This window comes from Nocardia tengchongensis, from assembly GCF_054781395.1.
Genome location: NZ_BAAGUM010000001.1, coordinates 368,136 through 386,606, shown reverse-complemented (window position 1 = coordinate 386,606; position 18,471 = coordinate 368,136). Strand labels below are relative to the sequence as shown.

Genomic DNA, 18,471 nt, shown 5'->3' with positions numbered 1-18,471 from the left:
GTTCCCGGGCTAGCGGGTCCCCGCCCAGGCCACCGGATCGACCGCCAGCCACGGCGCGTCCGCGAGCGCCGAGGGCGTGAGCCCGGCGAAGGTCATCGCCTCCCGATGGAAATGCGACTGATCGGCGTACCCGGTGTCCGCCGACACCCGCGCCGCACTGAACCCCGCCGCCAGGCGATGGGTGGCATCGTCGAATCGGACCAGTTGCGCGGCCCGCTTGGGAGTCAGCCCGATCTGGGCGCGGAACCGGGACCACAGCCGTTTGCGGCTCCACCCCACCTCCGCGGCGAGCGCTTCGACGCGAATCTGACCGCCGCTCACCATGATTCGCTGCCAGGCGAAGGCCACCTCCGGGTCGACGGCCGTCCCCGTGCGCTGCCGATCGATCAGCGCATCGTCCATGATGGCGGATCGGTCCTCCCAGGCCGCGGTGTCGTGCAACCGCTCTCGCAGCTGTTCGGCGTCCGCGCCCCACAGCTCGTCGAGCCCGACCACGGACCCGCTCACCTCCGACGCTCCGCCCAGGACGGCATGGGCGACCACCGGCGACAACCGCAACTGCAACAGATCGACATCGGTCGCGGACCCGCGCACCCCGACCGGCCCCACGCCCACCACGCCACTGCCCGCCGCGCGAGCGCCACCGGTGTCCTCGACCATCACCATGTCCCCGAAATCGATGAACATCGTGACCGCCGGGAACGGCACCACCGGCAGGTCGATCGGCGTCGGCGCACGCCCCCGGAACCCGGCCATGCCGACCCCGGCCAGGCGGCCGGGCCGCGCCGGCACCGCGACATCCACCAAGGCCCCGGCGACGACGACCGGATCTCGAGCCATGTCCCCACTGTACGAGCCGCCCGTCCGAATGCCGCCAACGCGATGGCCGATTCCCGCCGGTCATTGCTGATCGGCTGCACCAGAGTGGATACCGGAAGCGAACGAGACGACGCAGGAGGAAGCGATGAGCGTGTACACGACAATGGCCAGCCCGGTCGGTGAGCTGTTGCTCGCGGGCGAGCGGCGCGGCGGCGAGGTCGAGCTGACCGCGGTGTCGATGGCGGGCAGCAAAAGCCTTCTGGTGGAGGGTGACTGGATCGCCGACCCCGAGGCCTTCGCGGAGGTCGTCGCGCAGCTGACGGCCTACTTCGCCGGGGAACGCGACAGCTTCGATCTCCGATTCGGCAGCCGCGGAACCGATTTCCAGCGCCGGGTCTGGCGGGCCCTCGACGAGATCCCCTACGGCACCACCGCCACCTACGGGGAGATCGCGAAACGCATCGGGGCCGCGCGCACCGCGGTGCGCGCGGTGGGATCGGCCATCGGGGCCAACCCGCTGCTCATCGTGCGGCCCTGCCACCGCGTGATCGGCGCCGACGGGTCGCTCACCGGCTACGCCGGGGGAGTGGAACGCAAGCAGCGGCTGCTGGAGCTCGAGCGGGCCGCGCGATGACCGCCGCCGTCGCGAAATCGGTGTGGGCCGCCAGGGTCGCCCAGCAGGAGTGGGCGACCCTGGCCGGTGAGCTAGACGACTACGGGCACGCGCTCACCGGGCCGCTGCTCACCCCCGGGGAATGCCGCACGCTCGCAGGTCTTTACGACGCGGACGAGCACTTCCGCTCGACGGTCGAGATGGCCCGGCACCGGTTCGGGTCCGGCGAGTACCGGTACTTCACCCACGACCTGCCCGAGCTCGTGGCGGAACTGCGGGCGGCCCTCTACCCGGCCTTGCTGCCCATCGCCCGGGACTGGGCGGCGCGGCTGGGCCGGCCCGGCACCTGGCCGGACCGCCTCGAGGACTGGATCGCCCAGTGCCATCGGGCGGGCCAGACGAAGGGTTCGCAGATCCTGCTGCGCTACGGCCCGGGCGACTGGAACGCGCTGCACCGGGATCTGTTCGGGGACATGGTGTTTCCGCTCCAGGTGGTGATCGGCCTGGACGCGCCCGGTTCCGACTACACCGGCGGTGAGTTCCTGATGGTCGAGCAGCGCCCGCGCGCCCAATCCAGGGGCGCGGCAATGGTCTTGCCGCAGGGACACGGCCTGATCTTCACCACCCGTGACCGGCCGGTCCGGGGCGCGCGAGGGTGGTCGGCCGCGCCCATGCGGCACGGTGTCAGCCTGGTGCGTTCCGGGCGCCGACGCACCCTCGGCCTGGTCTTCCACGATGCCTGACGGTGCGCGACGGACCAACGCCGCGAGCGGAGCCGGTGGTGCGTGAAGCGTCGGCCGTGCGCGAGTACGTCCTGCTGGGTGCGGACGGTCGCCCCTATCCCAGCCGGACGCCCGGAGCCGTCGGCGGCCACCGCCGCATGAAGATCTACGGCCGCCTGGACTGCCCGGCCGCACTGCGCGCCCTGGCCCGCGGTGGCTATGTCACCCATCGTGTGTTCTTCGCCGACGAGTCCACCGCGGTCGCGGCCGGATACCGGCCCTGCGCGGTGTGCTCACCGGAGGCCTATCGGCGGTGGCGTGCTCGCCGGGCCGGGTGAGGCTCCGGCTCTCCGAATAATCAAGACCGGTCGGTAGCCAATACCCTGGACCCCATGCTGACCACGTTGGCCGTGGAGAACTACCGGTCCCTGCGCACGCTGCGGGCACCCCTCGGCCGCACCAACGTCGTCACCAGCGCCAACGGCAGCAGCAAATCCAGCGAATCGGTGCAGCAGGAGGGTGCGACGACGGTGACGGGACAGCGAATCATGGATGAACCGCTCTGGTATCGGCCGGACCGTTAGTCGCTCGGTGACGTGGAAACTTATTCTTGGGACGTGAGTGTGGAAACCATCGGTGATCCGGGACCCCTGCCGCGGGGCCGGCACGGGCTGACCCGTGAGCAGGTGGAGGCCTCGCAGTACCAGCGATTGTGCACCGCCGTGCTCGAAGCGGTGGGCGAGCTCGGCTTCGCGGCGACCACCGTCGCCGATATCGTGACCCGCGCCCAGGTGGCGCGCCGCACCTTCTACGCCGTCTTCGGCGGCAAGGACGAATGTTTCGCCGCCGCCTACGATCTGGCCGTCGGGGCCGCGCTGGAACAATTGCGCGAGACCGTCACCGGGCTCGAGGGCGTGAATTTCGCTGACCGGGTGCGCATCTCGTTCGAGATCTACCTGGGCTTCCTGGCCCTGCAGCCGGGTGCGGCCCGCGCACTGTATGTCGAAACTCTCGCCGCCGGACCGGGATTGGTGGCGCACCGGCTGCGGGTGCACGAACGGTTCGCCGATTACATCATGGCGGTGGCGCAGGTCGGCGTGCGCGACGGCGACCTCACCGCCGAACCGGACCGCGAGATGGTCGACATGCTGCTCGGCGGCATCGACGACCGAGTGCGGGCGTGCCTGCACACCAAAGGCGCGCAGGCTCTGCCCGAGCTGGTGCCGTTGTTCACCCGCACCGCGGTCACCATCGCGAGCACACCCGCGTCCTGACCGCTGTTCACCGCCACAATCCGCGCACGGTCCGCGCCCGTCCGACTGTCACCTGGCACAGCGGCGGTGACACGGGCCACAGCGCGCTTCTACGGTCGCAAGCGAATTCGACGCGTTCGGTCGGGTTCGCCGCACGCAGTAGGAGAATTCATGAGGCCAACCTTCCGCACCCTCGGCAGCGCCGTGTTCACCAGTGTCACCGCCCTGTCGGTCGCCTTCGCCACGGGCGTGGCCAGTTCCGAACCCGACACCGGCAGCAGCTCGGGGTCCGCGACCGTCAGCACCGCCTCCGACGCCGTCGGCGAGGGTCCGGAGATGACCTCCTATCTGGCCGCGTTCGCCTACGGCCTCACCCACCCGGACGCCGCGCCGCCGGGATCCAACGACTGGAATTGCACACCGAGCGCCGAGCATCCGCGGCCGGTGGTGCTGGTTCACGGCACCTGGCTCAACACCTACGACAGCTTCTCGTTCCTGTCCCCGCAGATCGCCCGCGCCGGATTCTGTGTCTTCGCCTTCAATTTCGGCCGTGAGACGCCCCTGGCGGGCGGCGGGATCGGGCCGGTTCTGCCCGGTCGCTACGGCGTCGGGCCGATGGGGGACTCGGCCCAGCAGCTCGGCCGGTTCGTGGATCGTGTGCTGGCCGCCACCGGCGCGCCCGCCGTCGACGTGATCGCGCACTCCCAGGGCGGCCCGGTCACCAGCCAGTACCTGAAATTCGAAGGCGGCCAGGGGAAGGTGCGCAAGGTGGTCGGCTTCGGCGCGACCAACCACGGCACTTCGCTGCTCGGCATCGCCACGCTGGGCCGGATCATCACCAATCTGGGCCTCGACATTCTGGGCTTCTATCAGCCGTTGATCGGCCAGGCCAATACCGAACAGGTCGTCGGCTCCCCGTTCTACGCCAAGCTGAACGCCGACGGTGACACCGTGCCCGGCGTCGAATACACCGCGGTCGGCACCAGCCACGACGAGATCTCCAACCCCTACGAGTGGACCTTCCTCACCCCCGGGCCCGACGCGAGCGTGGAAAACATCACGCTGCAACAGGATTGCCCCGAGGACGTCTCCGACCACCTCACCATCATGTATTCGCCGCGGGCGGCGTCGATCGCCCTGCACGCCCTCGACCCGGCCGCGCACCCCGGCCTGGTCTGCACCTTCAACCCCTGGATGATCGGCGGCAGCGGCCACATCTAGCCGCTGCGTTACGGAGAGGACCACGATGACGATCGGCGATGCGATCGAGACAGCAAGTGTCACCGAGGAACTGGAGCCGCCCCGCGGGCGCCCACTGCTACCCGGAGAGGATCCGTTCTATCGTTCGCCGATCGACCCGGGCGCCGTCGCGCCGGGCACGATCCTGCGGTCGCGGCCGGTGCGGCTGGCCCTGTTCGGACGCATTTCGCAGCGCGTCCGAGCCTGGCAGCTGCTCTACCGCAGTACCGATCTCAATGGCGCGCCCGAGGCGGCGGTCACCACGGTCCTGCTGCCGTGGGATGCCGAGCCGTCGGCGGACCGGCCGCTGGTGTCGTTCCAGTGCGCCATCGATGCCGTCGCGCCGAAATGCTTCCCCTCCTACGCTTTACGGCACGGCGCTCGCGCGCTCGGCGCCATTCCGCAGGTGGAGTTCCCGCTCATCGCCGCGGCCCTGGCCCGGGGCTGGGCGGTGTCGGTGCCCGATCACGAAGGGATCCACGGCCATTTCGGCGCGGCCCGCGAGCCCGGTTACCGCGCCCTCGACGGCCTGCGGGCCGCGCTACGTTTCGAACCGTTGGGTCTGGCGCCGCGGACCCGAATCGGCTTGTGGGGCTACTCCGGTGGCGGTCTCGCCACCGCGTGGGCCGCGGAACTGGCGGCGGGCTACGCGCCCGAGCTCGATATCGTGGGCGCGGTCGCGGGCTCGCCGGTGGGCGATCCGGCCGAGGCGTTCGTGCGGTTGAACGGTTCACCGTTCGCGGGTTTCGCCATGGTGTTCACCTCCGGCCTGCGCCGCGCCTACCCGCAGCTCGACGACTGCGTGCGCACGCTGGTGTCGGAGGAGTACCAGGGCCTGCTCGACGGCGCGGAGTCCATCGCCACCTTCCCGCTGCTGGCCCGCTACGCCGGACGGAATGCCAACCGGCACATCCGCGGTGGCCTGGGCGCGCTACTGACCCGCCCCGAGATGCGGGCCGTCCTCGACGACATCCGCCCCGGCGCGCAGGCGCCCGCCATGCCGATGCTGGTCGTGCAAGGGGTCAATGACGAGGTGATCGCGGTGGCCGATGTCGACGCGCATGTGCGCCGCTATCACGAGCGCGGAGCCCACGTGCACTACCTGCGCGATCGGCTCAGCACCCATCTGCCATTGCAGTTCATCGCCATTCCGGTGATGGTGGATTGGCTGGCCGACCGCCTGGCCGGCCGACCGTTGCCGCCGTCGGAGGTGCGCACCGTGTGGTCGGTGGCCGCCTCCCGGCGCGCGCTGCGCGAGCACGCTCACTTCGCGGCGCTGGTGGCCACCATGCTGTCGGGCGGCCCGATCCGCACCCGATCGGACTTGCGGTAACTGCGGGCCACCAGCGCGGACCGCAGGTACCACAGCCCCGACGGCTGGGCCGGATCGAAGCCGGTCAGCTGCCCGATGCGTTTGAGCCGATTGTCGACGGTATTGGTGTGCACGCCCAGCAAGCGCGCCGTATGCCGTCGGCTCAGGTCGTTGCCGATATGGCGGCGCAGGGTTTCCAGCAGTTCGGGGTGGGCGTCGAGCGGATCGAGCAGCGTGCCCAGGTATTCGCGGGCCGGGCCGGGGCGGGTCAGCTGGTACTCCATGGCCAGGTCGTCGAAGCGGTACAGGCCGGGCGCGCATTCCAGGCGGTGCACCATGTCGAGTAGTTCGTGCGCCTGCTCGGCGGCGTCGGGAATACGCGAGGTCTCGGTGTGGACGACCGTGGCGGTCACCGGAACCTGTGCGGCCGTGGACAATCCGGTGATCAGATCGGCCAGTTCGGCGGCGGTCGCGGCGGTGCCGGGCAGCAGCACGGTCCCGCCGTCGGCGCTCAGCAGCGACAGCGCCCGGCCCTCGCCACTGCGCGCCAGTTCGGATTGGATGCGCCGCAGCTTGCGGCGCGCCACCACCTCGCCGTCCACCCGGGCATCGGATTCGCCCGGATGACGCGGAATGCTCAGGGCCAGAATGTGATACGACTCGTCGATCTCGATGCCGCCGGCGCGGGCCATGGTCGAGGCGGGATGCCCGGCCAGCAGCGCCGAGGCGACCGTGTGCACCGCCGTGTGGTGTTCGGCCACCACCGCGCGGTGCTCGCGCACATAGGCCACGGCGAAGGTCGAATCCACCATGGCCAGCACCTCGAACAGCCGCCGCGCGGTGACCGCGAGCCGCGCGTAGTCCTCGGGCCCGGTGTCGTCGACGATCAGGTCGAAGCCCAGCGCGAAGCCGTCGTGCACGGCGCGGTGGATGGTGCCGATCGGAATGCCTTCACGCGCCCAGTCCGCGCCCGCGCGTTGCAGCCGTTCGATCTTCGCGCTGACGTCGCGGCCCTCGAGCACCCCGGCGGCGAGTTCGAGGCAGGTGCGGGTGACGGTGGTGACCTCGCCGCGCAGCGCGTCCCCGGGCAGGGTGCCGCAGCGGGCGACATTGTCGGCGAAGTGGGCGACCAGGGTGTTCGAGAGCGTGCGCGCATCGCGCAGGGGTCCGGAAATCGGTGCGGCCGTGAGGGGTTGCGTTGCCTTGATCATGCGCGTTGCCTCCACAGCAGTCTGGGAACGCTGGCGTTCCTACTGGAGCGTAACTGTAGCCGGGGTCACGTTGCGCGGCAATATGCTTGGCCGCTTCCGCCGGGGTCCGGGCCGGTCGAGAGTACGATCGGCCGTATGGAAAGCCCGGCAGTGGAGGCCACCGAGATCACCGACAAGCGGCTGCTGCGCGGCTCCCGCACCCGCCGCGTCGTGCTCGACCGGGCCGTGGACATCGCCTCGCTGGACAGCCTGGAGGGCTTGAGTTTCGGCCGCCTCGCCACCGACACCGGGCTCAGCAAAGCGGGCATCCAGACGCTGTTCCGCACCAAGGAAGGCTTGCAGCTGGCCACCATCGAGCACTTCCGCGGCCTGTTCGTCGACACCGTCACCCGGCCCGCGCTGACGAAACCCCGTGGCGTCCAACGGCTCCAGGCGCTCGTCGAGCACTGGGTGGACTACGCGGCGCGGCCGCTGTTCGAAGGCGGCTGCTTCCAGGCGGCCAACCTGACCGAATTCGACAGCCGCCCCGGGCCGGTCCGCGACGCGCTGATCGAGAACCAGCGCGTGTGGACCGAGCTGCTTACCGGGGAACTGGCCTACGCCCGCGACCACGGCGAGATCGCCGACCTGGATGCCGAACTCGCGGCCTTCCAGATCGACGCGGTGCTCAAAGCGGCGAATACCGCACTGCGCCTGGGCGACGACAGTGCGGTAGCGAAGGTGCGCCGAATCGTCGACGGCTTCCTCACCGCCCCTTGATCAGCGGGCCAGGCCGGCGAAGAACTCCCGGATATCGCCCACCAGCAGCTCGGGCACCTCGAGGGCCGGGAAGTGGCCGCCGGAGTAGAACTCCGACCAGTGCACGATGTTGTGCGCCTTCTCCGCGAAACGGCGAATGGCGTAATCACCGGTGGTGAAGACCGCCACGCCGGTCGGCACCGTGCCCTTGGGCTTGGGCGCGAACATCGTGTGATCGTGGAAGCGCTCGTAGTAGTAGTCGCACACGCTGCGCGCGGTATCGGTGAGCCAGTAGATCGCCACCGTGGTCAGGATCCTGTCGCGGTCGATGGCCTGCTCGGGCAGCTCGTGGCTCGCGTCGGTCCACTCCTTGTACTTCTCCACGATCCAACCCAGCTGGCCGACGGGCGAATCCGCGAGCAGCTGCGCCAGGGTGTGCGGGCGGGAACCTGCCAGGCTCATGTAGGCCGAGCCGTCGTCCTGGAACTGCTTCATCGCCGCCAGCCGCTGCCGCTCGGTGTCGGTGAGCGCGGCCATATCGGCCGGGTCGCCGGTCGGGAAGGTGACCAGGGCGTTGGCGTGCACGCCGATCACGTGCTCGGAGTGCTCGCGGGCCAGGCGCGGGGCCACGAACGCGCCGTGGTCGCCGCCCTGCACGCCGTAGCGGTCGTAGCCCAGCCGCGCCATCAGCTCGGCCAGCGCCGCCGCGACTCTGCCGTCGTGCCAGCCGGTTTCGGTGACCGGGCCGGAGAAGCCGTGCCCGGGCAGCGTCGGGATGACCAGGTGGAAGACGGGGGCGTCGGAGTCGCCGTGGGCGGCCGGGTCGGTCAGCGGGCCGATCAGGTCCAGGAAGTCGGCGGGGGTGCCGGGCCAGCCGTGGATCAGCAGCAGCGGCGTGGCGTCCGGGCGGGCCGAGCGGATGTGGAGGAAGTGCAGGTGCTGGCCGTCGATCGTGGTGGTGAATTGCGGGTGGGCGTTGAGGGCGGCCTCCACGGCGCGCCAATCGAACTTGTCGGCCCAATAGGTGGCGAGCTCGCGCAGGTAGGCGGTCGGGACGCCGCGTTCCCAGCCGACGCCGGGGACCTCGTCGATCCAGCGGGTGCGGGTCAGGCGCTGGTGCAGGTCGTCCAGGTCGGCCTGTGCGATGTCGATGCGGAAGGGGCGGATCGCGGTGTCGTGCAGGCGGTTCTCGGTGTCGCTCATGAGAATGAGTCTTCCGATAAAGAGGGGGTGGCCACATCACGATAATTAGCTATTTGGTGTCCGGGCTGGGCGAAATGCGAAGGTGACGGCATGATCGTGACGTGGTGAGTTTCCCCGGCAGTAGCGCCCTGGTCGGTCGGGCCGCGGAAGTGTCCGCGTTGCTCGAAGCCGTCGACGACGACCGCGCACAGACCGTGCTGGTCGCCGGCGAAGCCGGGATCGGGAAGTCCCGGCTGATCGCGGAGTTCACCGAGCGCCTGGGCGGCGAGGCGATGGTGCTGCTCGGGCGCTGCCCGGAACTGGGCACCGGGGGCGTCGCCTACGCGCCGTTCCTGGCCGTGCTGCGCGGCCTGGTCCGCAGGCTCGGCGGCGAGGCCGTGGCCACCCTGCTGCCGCCGCATCCGGCGCTGGCGAACTGGCTGCCGCAGCTGGCCGTGCACACCGGCGGCGCCGCGCCCGAGGCCGACCGGATCCGGCTCTTCGGCGAAATCCTCACGGTGCTCGAACAATTGGCGATGACCCGGCCGGTGGTGCTGGTGCTCGAGGACCTGCACTGGGCCGACGACGCCAGCCGCGAACTGCTCACCTTCCTGGCCGCCAACCTCGCCGACGCCAACGCCCTGCTGGTCGGCACCTACCGGCCCGGCGAGGCCGGACCGCTGCGCGGACTGGTCGCCGAACTGCGCCGCAACCCGGGCGTCCACGTCCTGGAACTGCACCCGCTGACCCGCCACGAGGTGGGCCGCCAGCTCGCCGCCCTGCTCGGGCGCGAACCCGGATCCGAGCTCATCACCAAGGTTTTCGAGCGCAGCGGCGGCAACCCGCTGTTCGTCGAAGCCCTGGGTCAATGCCCCGACGAGCTCCCCGCCGACCTGGCCGACCTGCTGCTGGGCTTCCAAACCGGCTTGTCCCCGCAGGCCCGCACCGTGGTTCCGCCGGCCGCGGTCATCGGCTCCCCGATCCACCACGACCTGCTCGCCGCGACCGTCGACCTACCCCCGGACGAACTACCCCGCGCCCTGCGCGAATTGGTCGACCGCCACCTGCTGCTCACCACCGACACCGGCTACGAATTCCGCCACGGCCTCATCCGCCAGGCCATCTACGACAACCTGCTGCCCGTCGAGCGCACCGCCCTGCACGCCCGGGCCGCCGCGGCCCTGCACTCCCGCGGCGACGCCCTCGACCCCGAATCCCGCGCCGACCTGGCCCGCCACGCCCGCGCGGCCGGCGACCTCGACCGAGCACTGCGCGCCTACTGGTCCGCCATCGAAGTCGTTCCCGCCACCCACCCCGAACGCCTCCGCCTGCTCGAACAAATCCTCACCCTCTGGGACCGCGTCCCGACCCCGGAACAGATCCTCCCCACCACGAAACTGTCCGTCCTGGAACAGATCGTCGACGTCGCCGTCGCCTGCGGCGCCACCGAACGCGGCATCGCCGCCGCCGACGCCGCACTGGCCGTACTCGACCCCGCCGGGGACCCGGGATCGGCCACGCTGCCCGGCGGTGACGGGTCCGACTTCGCGGTCGCGGCGGGGACAGTAGTTGTTGCCGGCGAATCCGGCACAGCCGCTTCCGATCCCGAGCGCGTGGCGCGAATCTACCGGCGGCGGGCTTACCTACGGGCGACCACGGGAGCCGGTCCGGGGGAGGACCTGCGCCGGGCGCTGGCTCTGATGGAGGGGACGCCGGACAGCGTCGAGCGAGCCGAGGCCTTGGTGCAGTCCGCGGCGGCGCGAGTCTTTCAGGGGGATGCGGTGGGTTCGGCCGTGGATGCGGTGGCGGCGCTGGCCATCGCGCGGCGGCTGGGCGCGGACGCGTTGGTGGCGCGGGCACACGCTCATCTGGGGCTGGCGGGTGCGGCCGCGGCCGGGGGCTCGCTGGACCGGGACGCGCCCGATGACGGGGATGCGCGGCCCGGCGGGAATGCGTCGGCGGACAGTGGCGTGCGGCCGGGAGCAACGGCGGCGGCGGACGGGGTGGCAGGGCGCGCGCGATCGCGCTCGTCGAGTGAAACTGATTGGGCACTAGAGCATTTCGCGCAGGCGCATCGGGCGGCCGCGGTGGCGGGTGATGCGCGGATCGTGGTGGATGTGGCCACATGGGAGTCGGCCGTGCTGGTGGGGGCGGGGCGGTACGAGGCCGCGATCGCGGCGGTGCGGCAGGGGCTGCGGGCGGCGCACGAGTCGTTCCGGTTCGCGGAATCCGCGCCGATCCTCTACGTGAAATGGGCTCAGGCGCTGAGTGCGCTGGGGCGGTGGGACGAGGCGCGGGCCGTGGTCGACGAGACGCAGTTCGCGCAGTTGCCGCCGTTGAGTCGTGCGGCATTGCTGGTGTGCTTCGCACGGATCTCGTTGGCCACCGGCGATGTTCGCGCTGCCGAGGAGGGGGCGGAGGCGGCGGGGCTGCTCCTGGGAGACAGTCGGTGGGCGGCGCAGTATCGGCTCGAACTCGCGGCGCTGACCTGTTCGCTGGCGTTGGTGGGGGGTGATGAGCGGGCGGCCGCGGCGGCGCTGACCGGGCTGCTCGAGGGCGGCGACGGGGTCGCGACGCTTTTCGCGCATCCACACGAGGCGTGGCCGCTGGTGGTGCTCGCGGCCCGAATCGGCGGCGCGCCCGCGGAATTGCTCGCGCTGGGTGACACGCTGCCGACGGCGTCGCCGGTGGATGCCGCGCAGCGCGCCGCGTTCACCGCGCATCTGGCCGGGACCGCGGCCCGCTGGGCGGAGGCGGTGGCGGCCTGGCGCGGTGTCGGGCGGCCCTACGACGTGGGCATCGCGTTGCTCGGGTCGGCGGAATCGGCTGCGGTGGAGGGGAATCGGGTCGAGGCGGGATCGGCGTTGAAGGAGCTGACCGAGATCGCCACCCGGCTGGGAGCGGTCCCGCTGGCCGCGGCCGCCGCGGCGGTGGGTGAGCGGGCCCGCATCTCCCTCGACGGGTCGGCGGTCCGGGCGCCGAAAGCGCAGAGCGGCACTGCTTCCGGCGGATTCGGGCTCACCGCACGGGAATTGGACGTGCTGCGCCTGGTCGCCAAGGGCATGAGCAACCGGGCGCTGGCGGCGGAGCTGTTCATCAGCGCCAATACCGCCGGAGTGCATGTCTCGCGGATTCTCACCAAGCTGGGGGTGGCCGGCCGGACCGAGGCCGCGGCGTTCGCGCACGAGCACGGGCTGCTGATCACCGTGGGCGATTGAGCCTCAGGGCAGCCGGGGCGGCATGTCGAACAGGTCGAAGATCTCGTCGACCTGATAGACGACGAGATTGGTGATGAGGCCGTCGCGAACGGTGAAGACCTGCACGGTGTGCCGCGCGTACCCGTCGCCGTCGCGGGCGTAGGCGGCCAGCGCGGGCTGGCCGTTGGCCCACATCGGTTCCATACGCCAGTCGGAGCCCTTCCATTCGAAGACCCGGGCCATGAATCCGACGTAGCTCGCGCGACCGAGGTACCAATTGAGCATGGGCGGCATTTCCATGATCACGTCGTGGGACAGCAGCTTCTCCAGGGCGGTCAGATCCGCGTTGCGGAAGGCGGTGACGTAGTCGTCCACCACTGCCCGCTGTTCGGCGCGCTCGGTCACGTCGTCTTCGCGAATACTGTTCTGGCCCAAAGTCTTCCGGGCCCGCTGCAGGGCGCTGTTGACGGCCGCCGGAGTCATGTCGAGGGCCTGTGCGACCTGGGCGGCGGGCCAGTCGAGCACCTCGCGCAGCACCAGCACCGCGCGCTGCCGGGCGGGCAACTGCTGCATGGCCGCGACCAGCGCGAGCCGCAGACTGCCCTGCGCCACCGCGGCTTCGGAAGGATCGCCGAGTAGTTTGTCCGGAATCGGTTGCAGCCACGGGATTTCCCCGCCGTGCACCAGCTCCTCGCGCGGGTCGTCGCCGGGCGCGTGCCCGAGGCCCGACGGCATGGGCCGTCGCCCACGCTGTTCGAGCGCGGTGAGGCAGGCATTGGTGGCGATCCGGTAGAGCCAGGTCCGCATGCCGGCCCGGGTGCCGTCGTAGCTGTCGCGTGACCGCCAGGCGCGCAGATAGGTTTCCTGCACCAGATCCTCGGCGTCCTGCACCGAGCCGAGCATGCGATAGCAATGCGCGAGCAACTCCCGCCGATAGCGGTCGGTGCTCGCCGCGAAGTCTGCGTCCGCCATGCTCTCACTCCTCGAAACATGGCCCCCACCGGTCGAAACAGGGCCCTGCCGAACTTTGTACACCGCGAGCGATGAATCCGGCACCTCCCGCCGGTAGGTACTCGTGAGCCGCCACACCGGGCGGCCGCAGACCGAGGAGTAATCATGAACGACACCGCCGTGCGCACCGACCGCGACGCCGTGCTCGATGTCCTGAAGGGCGTCTATACCGCGTGGGTCGCCAATGACGCGGACACTTTCGTCGCCGACTACGAACCCGAGTCGACCTCGGTCCTGCCGGGCGTCTTCCGCAACGGCCGGGAGGCGGTCCGGGCCGGCATGGCCGCCGGTTTCGCGGGTCCGCTGCGCGGTTCCAGCGTGCTGGACGAGCCGCAGCTGGTGCGGTTCCCGGCCCCGGACACCGCCGTGGTCACCAGCCGCGCCGCCATTCTCCTGGCCGGTGAAACCGAACCTCCGGCCGACCGCTGGGTGCTGGCGACCTGGACCCTGGTCCGCCGCGACGGCCGCTGGCTGATCACGGCCTATCACAACTGCGCGGCCTGAAAAGCGCAGTGGCACACCGGCGCGGGCGGATCTCGCGCCGGTGTGCCACTGGAAAGGATTGTTACGGAACCACTTCGACCATGTCGCCGGGGTTGAGGTAGTTGAAGAACTCCCGCGCGCCGTCCGGGGTCATCCGGATACAGCCGTGGGACTTCTTGTCGACCGGGCCGATGTGGAAGGCGATGTCGCCGTTGAAGAAGACCGCGTACTCCATCGGAGCGTTGTGCATGGTGCTCCAGTGGAACGGCTTCTTGAACGAGACATGGAAGACGCCCGGCGGGGTCTCGAAGCCGGGCATGCCGTGGGAGATGGGGGTGGGGCCGAAAACGACCTTGCCGTTGTCCATCAGCCACGCCTCGTTGCTGCTGAGCTTCAGGCAGGCGCGGGCGCCTGCGGTCGCGCACGGTGCGTTGACATCGCTGGGTGCGATGCCGGGGATGATCGCCGGGACACCGGGCACGTCCGGTCCGCCGGGCCACAATGGTTCGGCCTGCGCGGGCGCCGCCGCGAGTCCTGCGACCGCCACACCGGCGAAGACCGCCGATCGCGCCGCCAAGCCGAGGGAACTTCTGCTGATCATCGCGTTCGACCCTCTCCTAGCCTCGCCCACCACCCTGTTCGATCTCGCCTGTCAGGGCGAAGGGACTGCCTTGTTGACACAAGCACGGGACCTCTGGGTACCGGTAGATCATTCTGACTGGTGCCGCGCGCGATTCGCGGGACAAAACGCGACGGACGCGCCGACACGCCTGTTCAGGCCCCGGCGGCACGCCGGTCGGCCCCGCTGCCGGGCGTGGCGGACCCGCCGGAATCACTTGACCGGCGGCAGCGTGCGCGCCTGCGGATCGACGCCGGTCGGCCGGTGCGCGCCATTGTTGGGAACGTTCGGTCGCGGCGCGTTGGCCGATCCGCGGATCTGCTGGTCGGCGGGCGGATTGTCGCAGTAGTTCCAGCGCCCGAAGCCACCCTCGGTGGCCAGGAACGGCGCCACCGCCGGGACCGGATACTGACACCACGGCCGGTTCCAGATGTCGATGATGGTGTTGAACTCTCCGTTGTGGGCCGGCACGCCCATGGCGGAGGTGCCGATCACCAGGGCCGGGAACAGTTCGCGCACCGCGGGCAGCCGCAGCAGCGCGGCGGTCACGATGGCCGACATGGTGGTGGCCAGGCTCTGGATCGGATCCAGGTTCCGGTCCAGGGTGGCGTCGAGGATCGCGATCTGCTCGGGCGCGCGGTCGAGCAGGCCGCGCAGTTCGCCGTCCGCGGCCCGGGCCTGGGTGACCAGGGTCTGCGAATTGCGGGTCAGCGTGCCGAGATCGGGTTGGGCGTGGGACGTGGTGCCCGCGATGACCTGCAGGTTCTGCAACAGGCTGACGGTCTGCGGCAGCCGGTTGTCCAGACCGGTGGTCGCCACGCTCAATCCTTCGATGAGGCCGCGCAGCTGATCGGGACCGCCGCCCAACGCGGTGTCCATATTGTCGAGAATCACCCCGACCTTGTCCGGGTCGATCGACGCGATGAGCTCGTTGCTGTCGGTCAGTGTCTGCCAGACCGGCGTCGGGGTGCTGATCCGGCTCGGATCGAAGCGCACCACCTGTCCGTCGTGCAGGTAGGGCGGCGCGTCGGAGTGCGGCCGGAAGTCGATGTACTGCTCGCCCACGGCGGACAGCGCCGCCACCGCGATCTCGGTGTCGGCCGGAATCTTGTACTTCTTCTCGATTTCCGCGGTCGCCGCGATACCGGCCCCGCCGTCGATGATCTCGACCGCTCTGACCGATCCGACCCGATATCCGCGCCAGGTCACATCGTTACCCGCCTGCAAACCGCCGGAGCGATCCAACTGGACGGTCACCGAGTAGGTGCTGCCCGGGGCGCGCACCCGCGCCACATCGATCAGCAGATACGCCGCCCCGACCGCGAGTAGCAGGATCAGAGCCAGATTGGAGAACAACAACTTATGTCCGCGCAGCACGCTCAAGAGGCCCGCCTCCACCGCTGAATAGCAGCCAATAGGGTTCGATGCACAGCAACTACCAGGCGAAACTGCGCGCAATCTAACCACAGTCGGGACGCGGGACCCGGCGGGGGCGGTGTCCGGGCGGGCGGGTCGCCCGGACATCGGGTTTCGGAACGGGAGTGGGTCAGTCCTTCGGCAGCGCGGCCAGGTGCGCCTCGACGGCCTTCACCGCCTGGCCCACCCCGTCCTCCGCGGCGATCCGGGCCGCCATGCGAGTCGCGTTGTCGCGCAGCGCGGTATCGGTGGTGGCGCGGCGGATGGCGTCGGTGAGGCGGTCCTCCGAGATCTTCGAATACGGGATGGTCGCCGGGCTGACCCCCAGATCGATCAGGCGTTGCGCCCAGAACGGCTGATCGGCGTAGACCGGAACGCCGATGGCGGGCACGCCCGCGCGCAGGCCCGCGGCGGTGGTGCCCGCCCCGCAGTGGTGCACCACCGCCGCCATGCGCGGGAACAGCCAATCGTGCGGCGCCTCACCGATGGTCAGCACGTCGTCGCCGGTGACCTCGAGGTTGAGCCAGCCGCTCTGCACGATGCCGCGCACCCCGGCTCGGCGCAGGGCGGCGCCGATGATCGTGCCGGTGCGGGCGGTGCCCGCGCTGCTGTCGGCCATGCTGCCGAAGCCGAGGAACACCGGCGGCGGCCCGGCGGCGAGGAAGTCCACCAGTTCGGCGGGCGGTTCCCAGCCTTCGGGGCGCGGCGGCCACCAGTATCCGGTCACCTCCAGGCCCGCCCGCCAATCGGCCGGGCGCGGAACGACACTGGGGGAGTAGCCGTTGAGCATAGGCCAGCCCGCCGCGGTCCGGGCCCGGCGCAGGTCGTACACCGAGATCGGCGGCAGGCCGAGTTCGCGGCGGAAGAAGGCGACCGAGCTCGCGTAGAAGCGGTCGTTGAACCAGGCCCCGAAGTCGGCGGCGAGCCGGTTGCCGCGCGCGCCGAAATCGTAGGCGCCGTAGGCCGAGGGCGCGTGGTCGGCGGTGGCGGACAACGGCTGGAACCGCAGTCCGATCGAGGGAATACCCTTGGCCTCGGCCAGCGCCAGACCCGCGTATTCGGTCGGCGGCGGCAACAGCAGGACGTCGGCGGGTTCGTCGATCAGCGCCCGGATCATGCCCAGGCCCAGACTCTGGACTCCCTTGGGCGAGGAGAACTTCCAGCCCGCGGACAGCCGGTTGACGTCGGGATCGGTCATGTCGATGTCGATGTCGTGGGTCATCTCGCGGAACTCGAGCCCGCAGCGGGTGATCTGTTCGGCGAACAGGGTGTGCGCGGCCACCACGACCTCGTGTCCGGCGTCGCGCAGTCCCACGCCCAGGCCGGTCAGCGGCGCGATGTCGCCGCGGCTGCCGATGCCCACCAGCACGATCCTGCTCATCGGACCTCCACGTTCTCGATGATGGTCAGCCAACGGGTCACGACGGCCCGCATCCGGTCCGCGCCCAGGCCACCGTCGGGGGAGTGCACCGAATAGTGCACCTGCTCAACACCTTCGGGTTTGCTGGTGCCCAGGAACAGGCTCATGTCGAACATCTTCAGGCGGGCCTGTTCGCGTGAGTGCGCGTCCGGGATCCACACGCCCACGTCGCCGAGGAAGTTGAAGTAGAACTTGGGTGAGTTGAAGGTCAGGAAATGCGACCAGCTTTCGGGGTGATGCCAGCGCAGCAGCGTGAAATCCTCGGGGTGCGTGGGGTATCCGGCGAGGGCGTCGCGCAGGCGTTCGTCGAGGGTGCCGGTCGCGGGTCGCAGCAGCCACGGGTAGTCGTCGGAGATCCAGGCGACGGTGCGCGAGAGGTCGGTGCCGGGCCGCAGGCGGCTGTAGCGGCCGTGCTTCTGCACGGTGATGGGGCGCGCGACCCCGGTCGCGTCCTCGATAGCCAAACCCAGTGTGACGAGCAGGATTCGGGTGTAGCTGGCCCCGAACACCTCGGGCAGTTCGACCAGCAGCCGCTGCGCCAGCGGTCCGTCGATGACGCCGTCGAAGTGCGCCGATTTCGGGGTGTCGCCTCGGTCGAGTTTGGCGGGCTCGCTGTCGGAGGCGGCCAGCCAGTAGTCGCGTTCCCCGACGCGGGTGGTCGCGTACTCGTCGAGGTATTCGGCCCACTCCGATCCGGTGATCGACTCGGGCGGCAGCGAGATCTCCTCGCCCGCCGACCATTGCCGGGCGTAGGTGGCGATGTCCTCCCACAGCACCCACATCGAGATGCCGTCGATGGCGATGTGGTGGGCGGTGAACAGCAGGATGTTCACGTCGAAGGAGCGGGTGAGCAGCACCGCGGTGACGATCTTGCCGGCGGTCGGGTCCAGTCGCAGGTTGGCCGCGGCGGATTGTTCGGCGATGACGGTGGCGAGCTCCTCGGGGTCGAGGTCCTCGATGTCGATGGTCCGGACGTCGACGCGGGCGGGGTCGATCACGCCGCCGGATTCGGGTTCGATCTCGCAGGCCGCGTCCGCGCCGTAGCTGTAGCGGCTGCGCAGCGACTCGTGGGTGTCGATCAGGGTGTTGATCAGCCGCTGCGTGTCCTCGAGCCCCATGGTCACCGGGAGCGGGCAGGGAATGGTGACGCCGAAGACTCCCGGATTCTCGTCCCAGGTCAGGAATTTCTTGGCGGCGGCGGTGAGCCGCCCGGGGCGCAGGTCTGTCATGAAGGTC

The 18,471-nt window shown here is 70.3% G+C and carries 18 protein-coding genes; 10 read left to right on the top strand and 8 right to left on the bottom strand.

The annotated features are described in order from the left end of the window. Positions 1 to 9: 9 nt before the first annotated feature. On the bottom strand, positions 10 to 840 hold the full coding sequence (locus tag ACYVKL_RS01840; protein ID WP_379170499.1) for a helix-turn-helix domain-containing protein: 831 nt from the start codon (positions 838 to 840) through the stop codon (positions 10 to 12). A gap of 124 nt (positions 841 to 964) precedes the next feature. Between ACYVKL_RS01840 and ACYVKL_RS01835 the strand changes: the two genes are divergently transcribed. From ACYVKL_RS01835 to ACYVKL_RS01805, 7 genes are all read left to right on the top strand, one after another. Continuing rightward, entirely contained in the window at positions 965 to 1,453 is a 489-nt protein-coding gene (locus ACYVKL_RS01835) for a methylated-DNA--[protein]-cysteine S-methyltransferase (RefSeq protein ID WP_379170497.1), read from the top strand. After that, positions 1,450 to 2,175: a 2OG-Fe(II) oxygenase gene (locus ACYVKL_RS01830; RefSeq protein WP_379170495.1), complete on the top strand. Its 726-nt coding sequence runs from the start codon at positions 1,450 to 1,452 to the stop codon at positions 2,173 to 2,175. Before ACYVKL_RS01835 ends, ACYVKL_RS01830 begins: the two co-directional genes overlap by 4 nt. 38 nt (positions 2,176 to 2,213) lie before the next feature. Next, complete coding sequence (locus ACYVKL_RS01825; protein ID WP_379170493.1) at positions 2,214 to 2,492, top strand: Ada metal-binding domain-containing protein; 279 nt, start codon at positions 2,214 to 2,216, stop codon at positions 2,490 to 2,492. 54 nt (positions 2,493 to 2,546) lie between these two features. Continuing rightward, entirely contained in the window at positions 2,547 to 2,738 is a 192-nt protein-coding gene (locus ACYVKL_RS01820) for a hypothetical protein (protein ID WP_379170492.1), read from the top strand. Between the two features lie 33 nt (positions 2,739 to 2,771). Beyond that, positions 2,772 to 3,428 carry a TetR/AcrR family transcriptional regulator gene (locus ACYVKL_RS01815; RefSeq protein WP_379170490.1) on the top strand — a complete coding sequence of 219 codons (657 nt, stop codon included), beginning with the start codon at positions 2,772 to 2,774 and terminating at the stop codon, positions 3,426 to 3,428. 150 nt (positions 3,429 to 3,578) lie between these two features. Further along, positions 3,579 to 4,628: an esterase/lipase family protein gene (locus tag ACYVKL_RS01810; RefSeq protein WP_379170488.1), complete on the top strand. Its 1,050-nt coding sequence runs from the start codon at positions 3,579 to 3,581 to the stop codon at positions 4,626 to 4,628. Between the two features lie 25 nt (positions 4,629 to 4,653). Further along, positions 4,654 to 5,979 carry a lipase family protein gene (locus tag ACYVKL_RS01805; RefSeq protein WP_379170486.1) on the top strand — a complete coding sequence of 442 codons (1,326 nt, stop codon included), beginning with the start codon at positions 4,654 to 4,656 and terminating at the stop codon, positions 5,977 to 5,979. On the opposite strand, the gene ACYVKL_RS01800 is transcribed toward ACYVKL_RS01805, so the two are convergent. Then, positions 5,910 to 7,169: a PucR family transcriptional regulator gene (locus ACYVKL_RS01800; protein ID WP_213554859.1), complete on the bottom strand. Its 1,260-nt coding sequence runs from the start codon at positions 7,167 to 7,169 to the stop codon at positions 5,910 to 5,912. The two genes, ACYVKL_RS01805 and ACYVKL_RS01800, sit on opposite strands and share 70 nt — an antisense overlap. Positions 7,170 to 7,304: 135 nt before the next feature. Between ACYVKL_RS01800 and ACYVKL_RS01795 the strand changes: the two genes are divergently transcribed. Further along, positions 7,305 to 7,928, top strand: coding sequence for a TetR/AcrR family transcriptional regulator (locus ACYVKL_RS01795; RefSeq protein WP_379170484.1), 624 nt, complete (start codon positions 7,305 to 7,307; stop codon positions 7,926 to 7,928). On the opposite strand, the gene ACYVKL_RS01790 is transcribed toward ACYVKL_RS01795, so the two are convergent. Beyond that, entirely contained in the window at positions 7,929 to 9,110 is a 1,182-nt protein-coding gene (locus ACYVKL_RS01790) for an epoxide hydrolase family protein (protein WP_379170482.1), read from the bottom strand. It abuts the gene before it with no gap. 101 nt (positions 9,111 to 9,211) lie between these two features. Between ACYVKL_RS01790 and ACYVKL_RS01785 the strand changes: the two genes are divergently transcribed. After that, complete coding sequence (locus ACYVKL_RS01785) at positions 9,212 to 12,307, top strand: helix-turn-helix transcriptional regulator (RefSeq protein WP_379170480.1); 3,096 nt, start codon at positions 9,212 to 9,214, stop codon at positions 12,305 to 12,307. A gap of 3 nt (positions 12,308 to 12,310) precedes the next feature. Here the strand turns inward: ACYVKL_RS01785 and ACYVKL_RS01780 are convergent, their stop codons facing one another. Further along, positions 12,311 to 13,321, bottom strand: coding sequence for a sigma-70 family RNA polymerase sigma factor (locus ACYVKL_RS01780; protein ID WP_379170668.1), 1,011 nt, complete (start codon positions 13,319 to 13,321; stop codon positions 12,311 to 12,313). A gap of 81 nt (positions 13,322 to 13,402) precedes the next feature. Between ACYVKL_RS01780 and ACYVKL_RS01775 the strand changes: the two genes are divergently transcribed. Then, entirely contained in the window at positions 13,403 to 13,801 is a 399-nt protein-coding gene (locus ACYVKL_RS01775; protein ID WP_379170478.1) for an SgcJ/EcaC family oxidoreductase, read from the top strand. Between the two features lie 61 nt (positions 13,802 to 13,862). On the opposite strand, the gene ACYVKL_RS01770 is transcribed toward ACYVKL_RS01775, so the two are convergent. The 4 genes from ACYVKL_RS01770 to ACYVKL_RS01755 all read right to left on the bottom strand — a co-directional run bounded on the left by ACYVKL_RS01770 (position 13,863) and on the right by ACYVKL_RS01755 (position 18,464). Then, positions 13,863 to 14,381 (bottom strand): L,D-transpeptidase, encoded by a 519-nt coding sequence (locus tag ACYVKL_RS01770; RefSeq protein WP_379170476.1) that lies wholly within the window; start codon positions 14,379 to 14,381, stop codon positions 13,863 to 13,865. 231 nt (positions 14,382 to 14,612) lie between these two features. Next, entirely contained in the window at positions 14,613 to 15,776 is a 1,164-nt protein-coding gene (locus ACYVKL_RS01765) for an MlaD family protein (RefSeq protein ID WP_379170666.1), read from the bottom strand. A gap of 169 nt (positions 15,777 to 15,945) precedes the next feature. Then, complete coding sequence (locus ACYVKL_RS01760) at positions 15,946 to 17,196, bottom strand: glycosyltransferase (protein WP_379170474.1); 1,251 nt, start codon at positions 17,194 to 17,196, stop codon at positions 15,946 to 15,948. Continuing rightward, the gene (locus tag ACYVKL_RS01755; protein ID WP_379170472.1) at positions 17,193 to 18,464 is read right to left on the bottom strand and encodes a condensation domain-containing protein; all 1,272 of its coding nucleotides are present in this window, start codon (positions 18,462 to 18,464) and stop codon (positions 17,193 to 17,195) included. Before ACYVKL_RS01755 ends, ACYVKL_RS01760 begins: the two co-directional genes overlap by 4 nt. Positions 18,465 to 18,471: the final 7 nt, after the last annotated feature.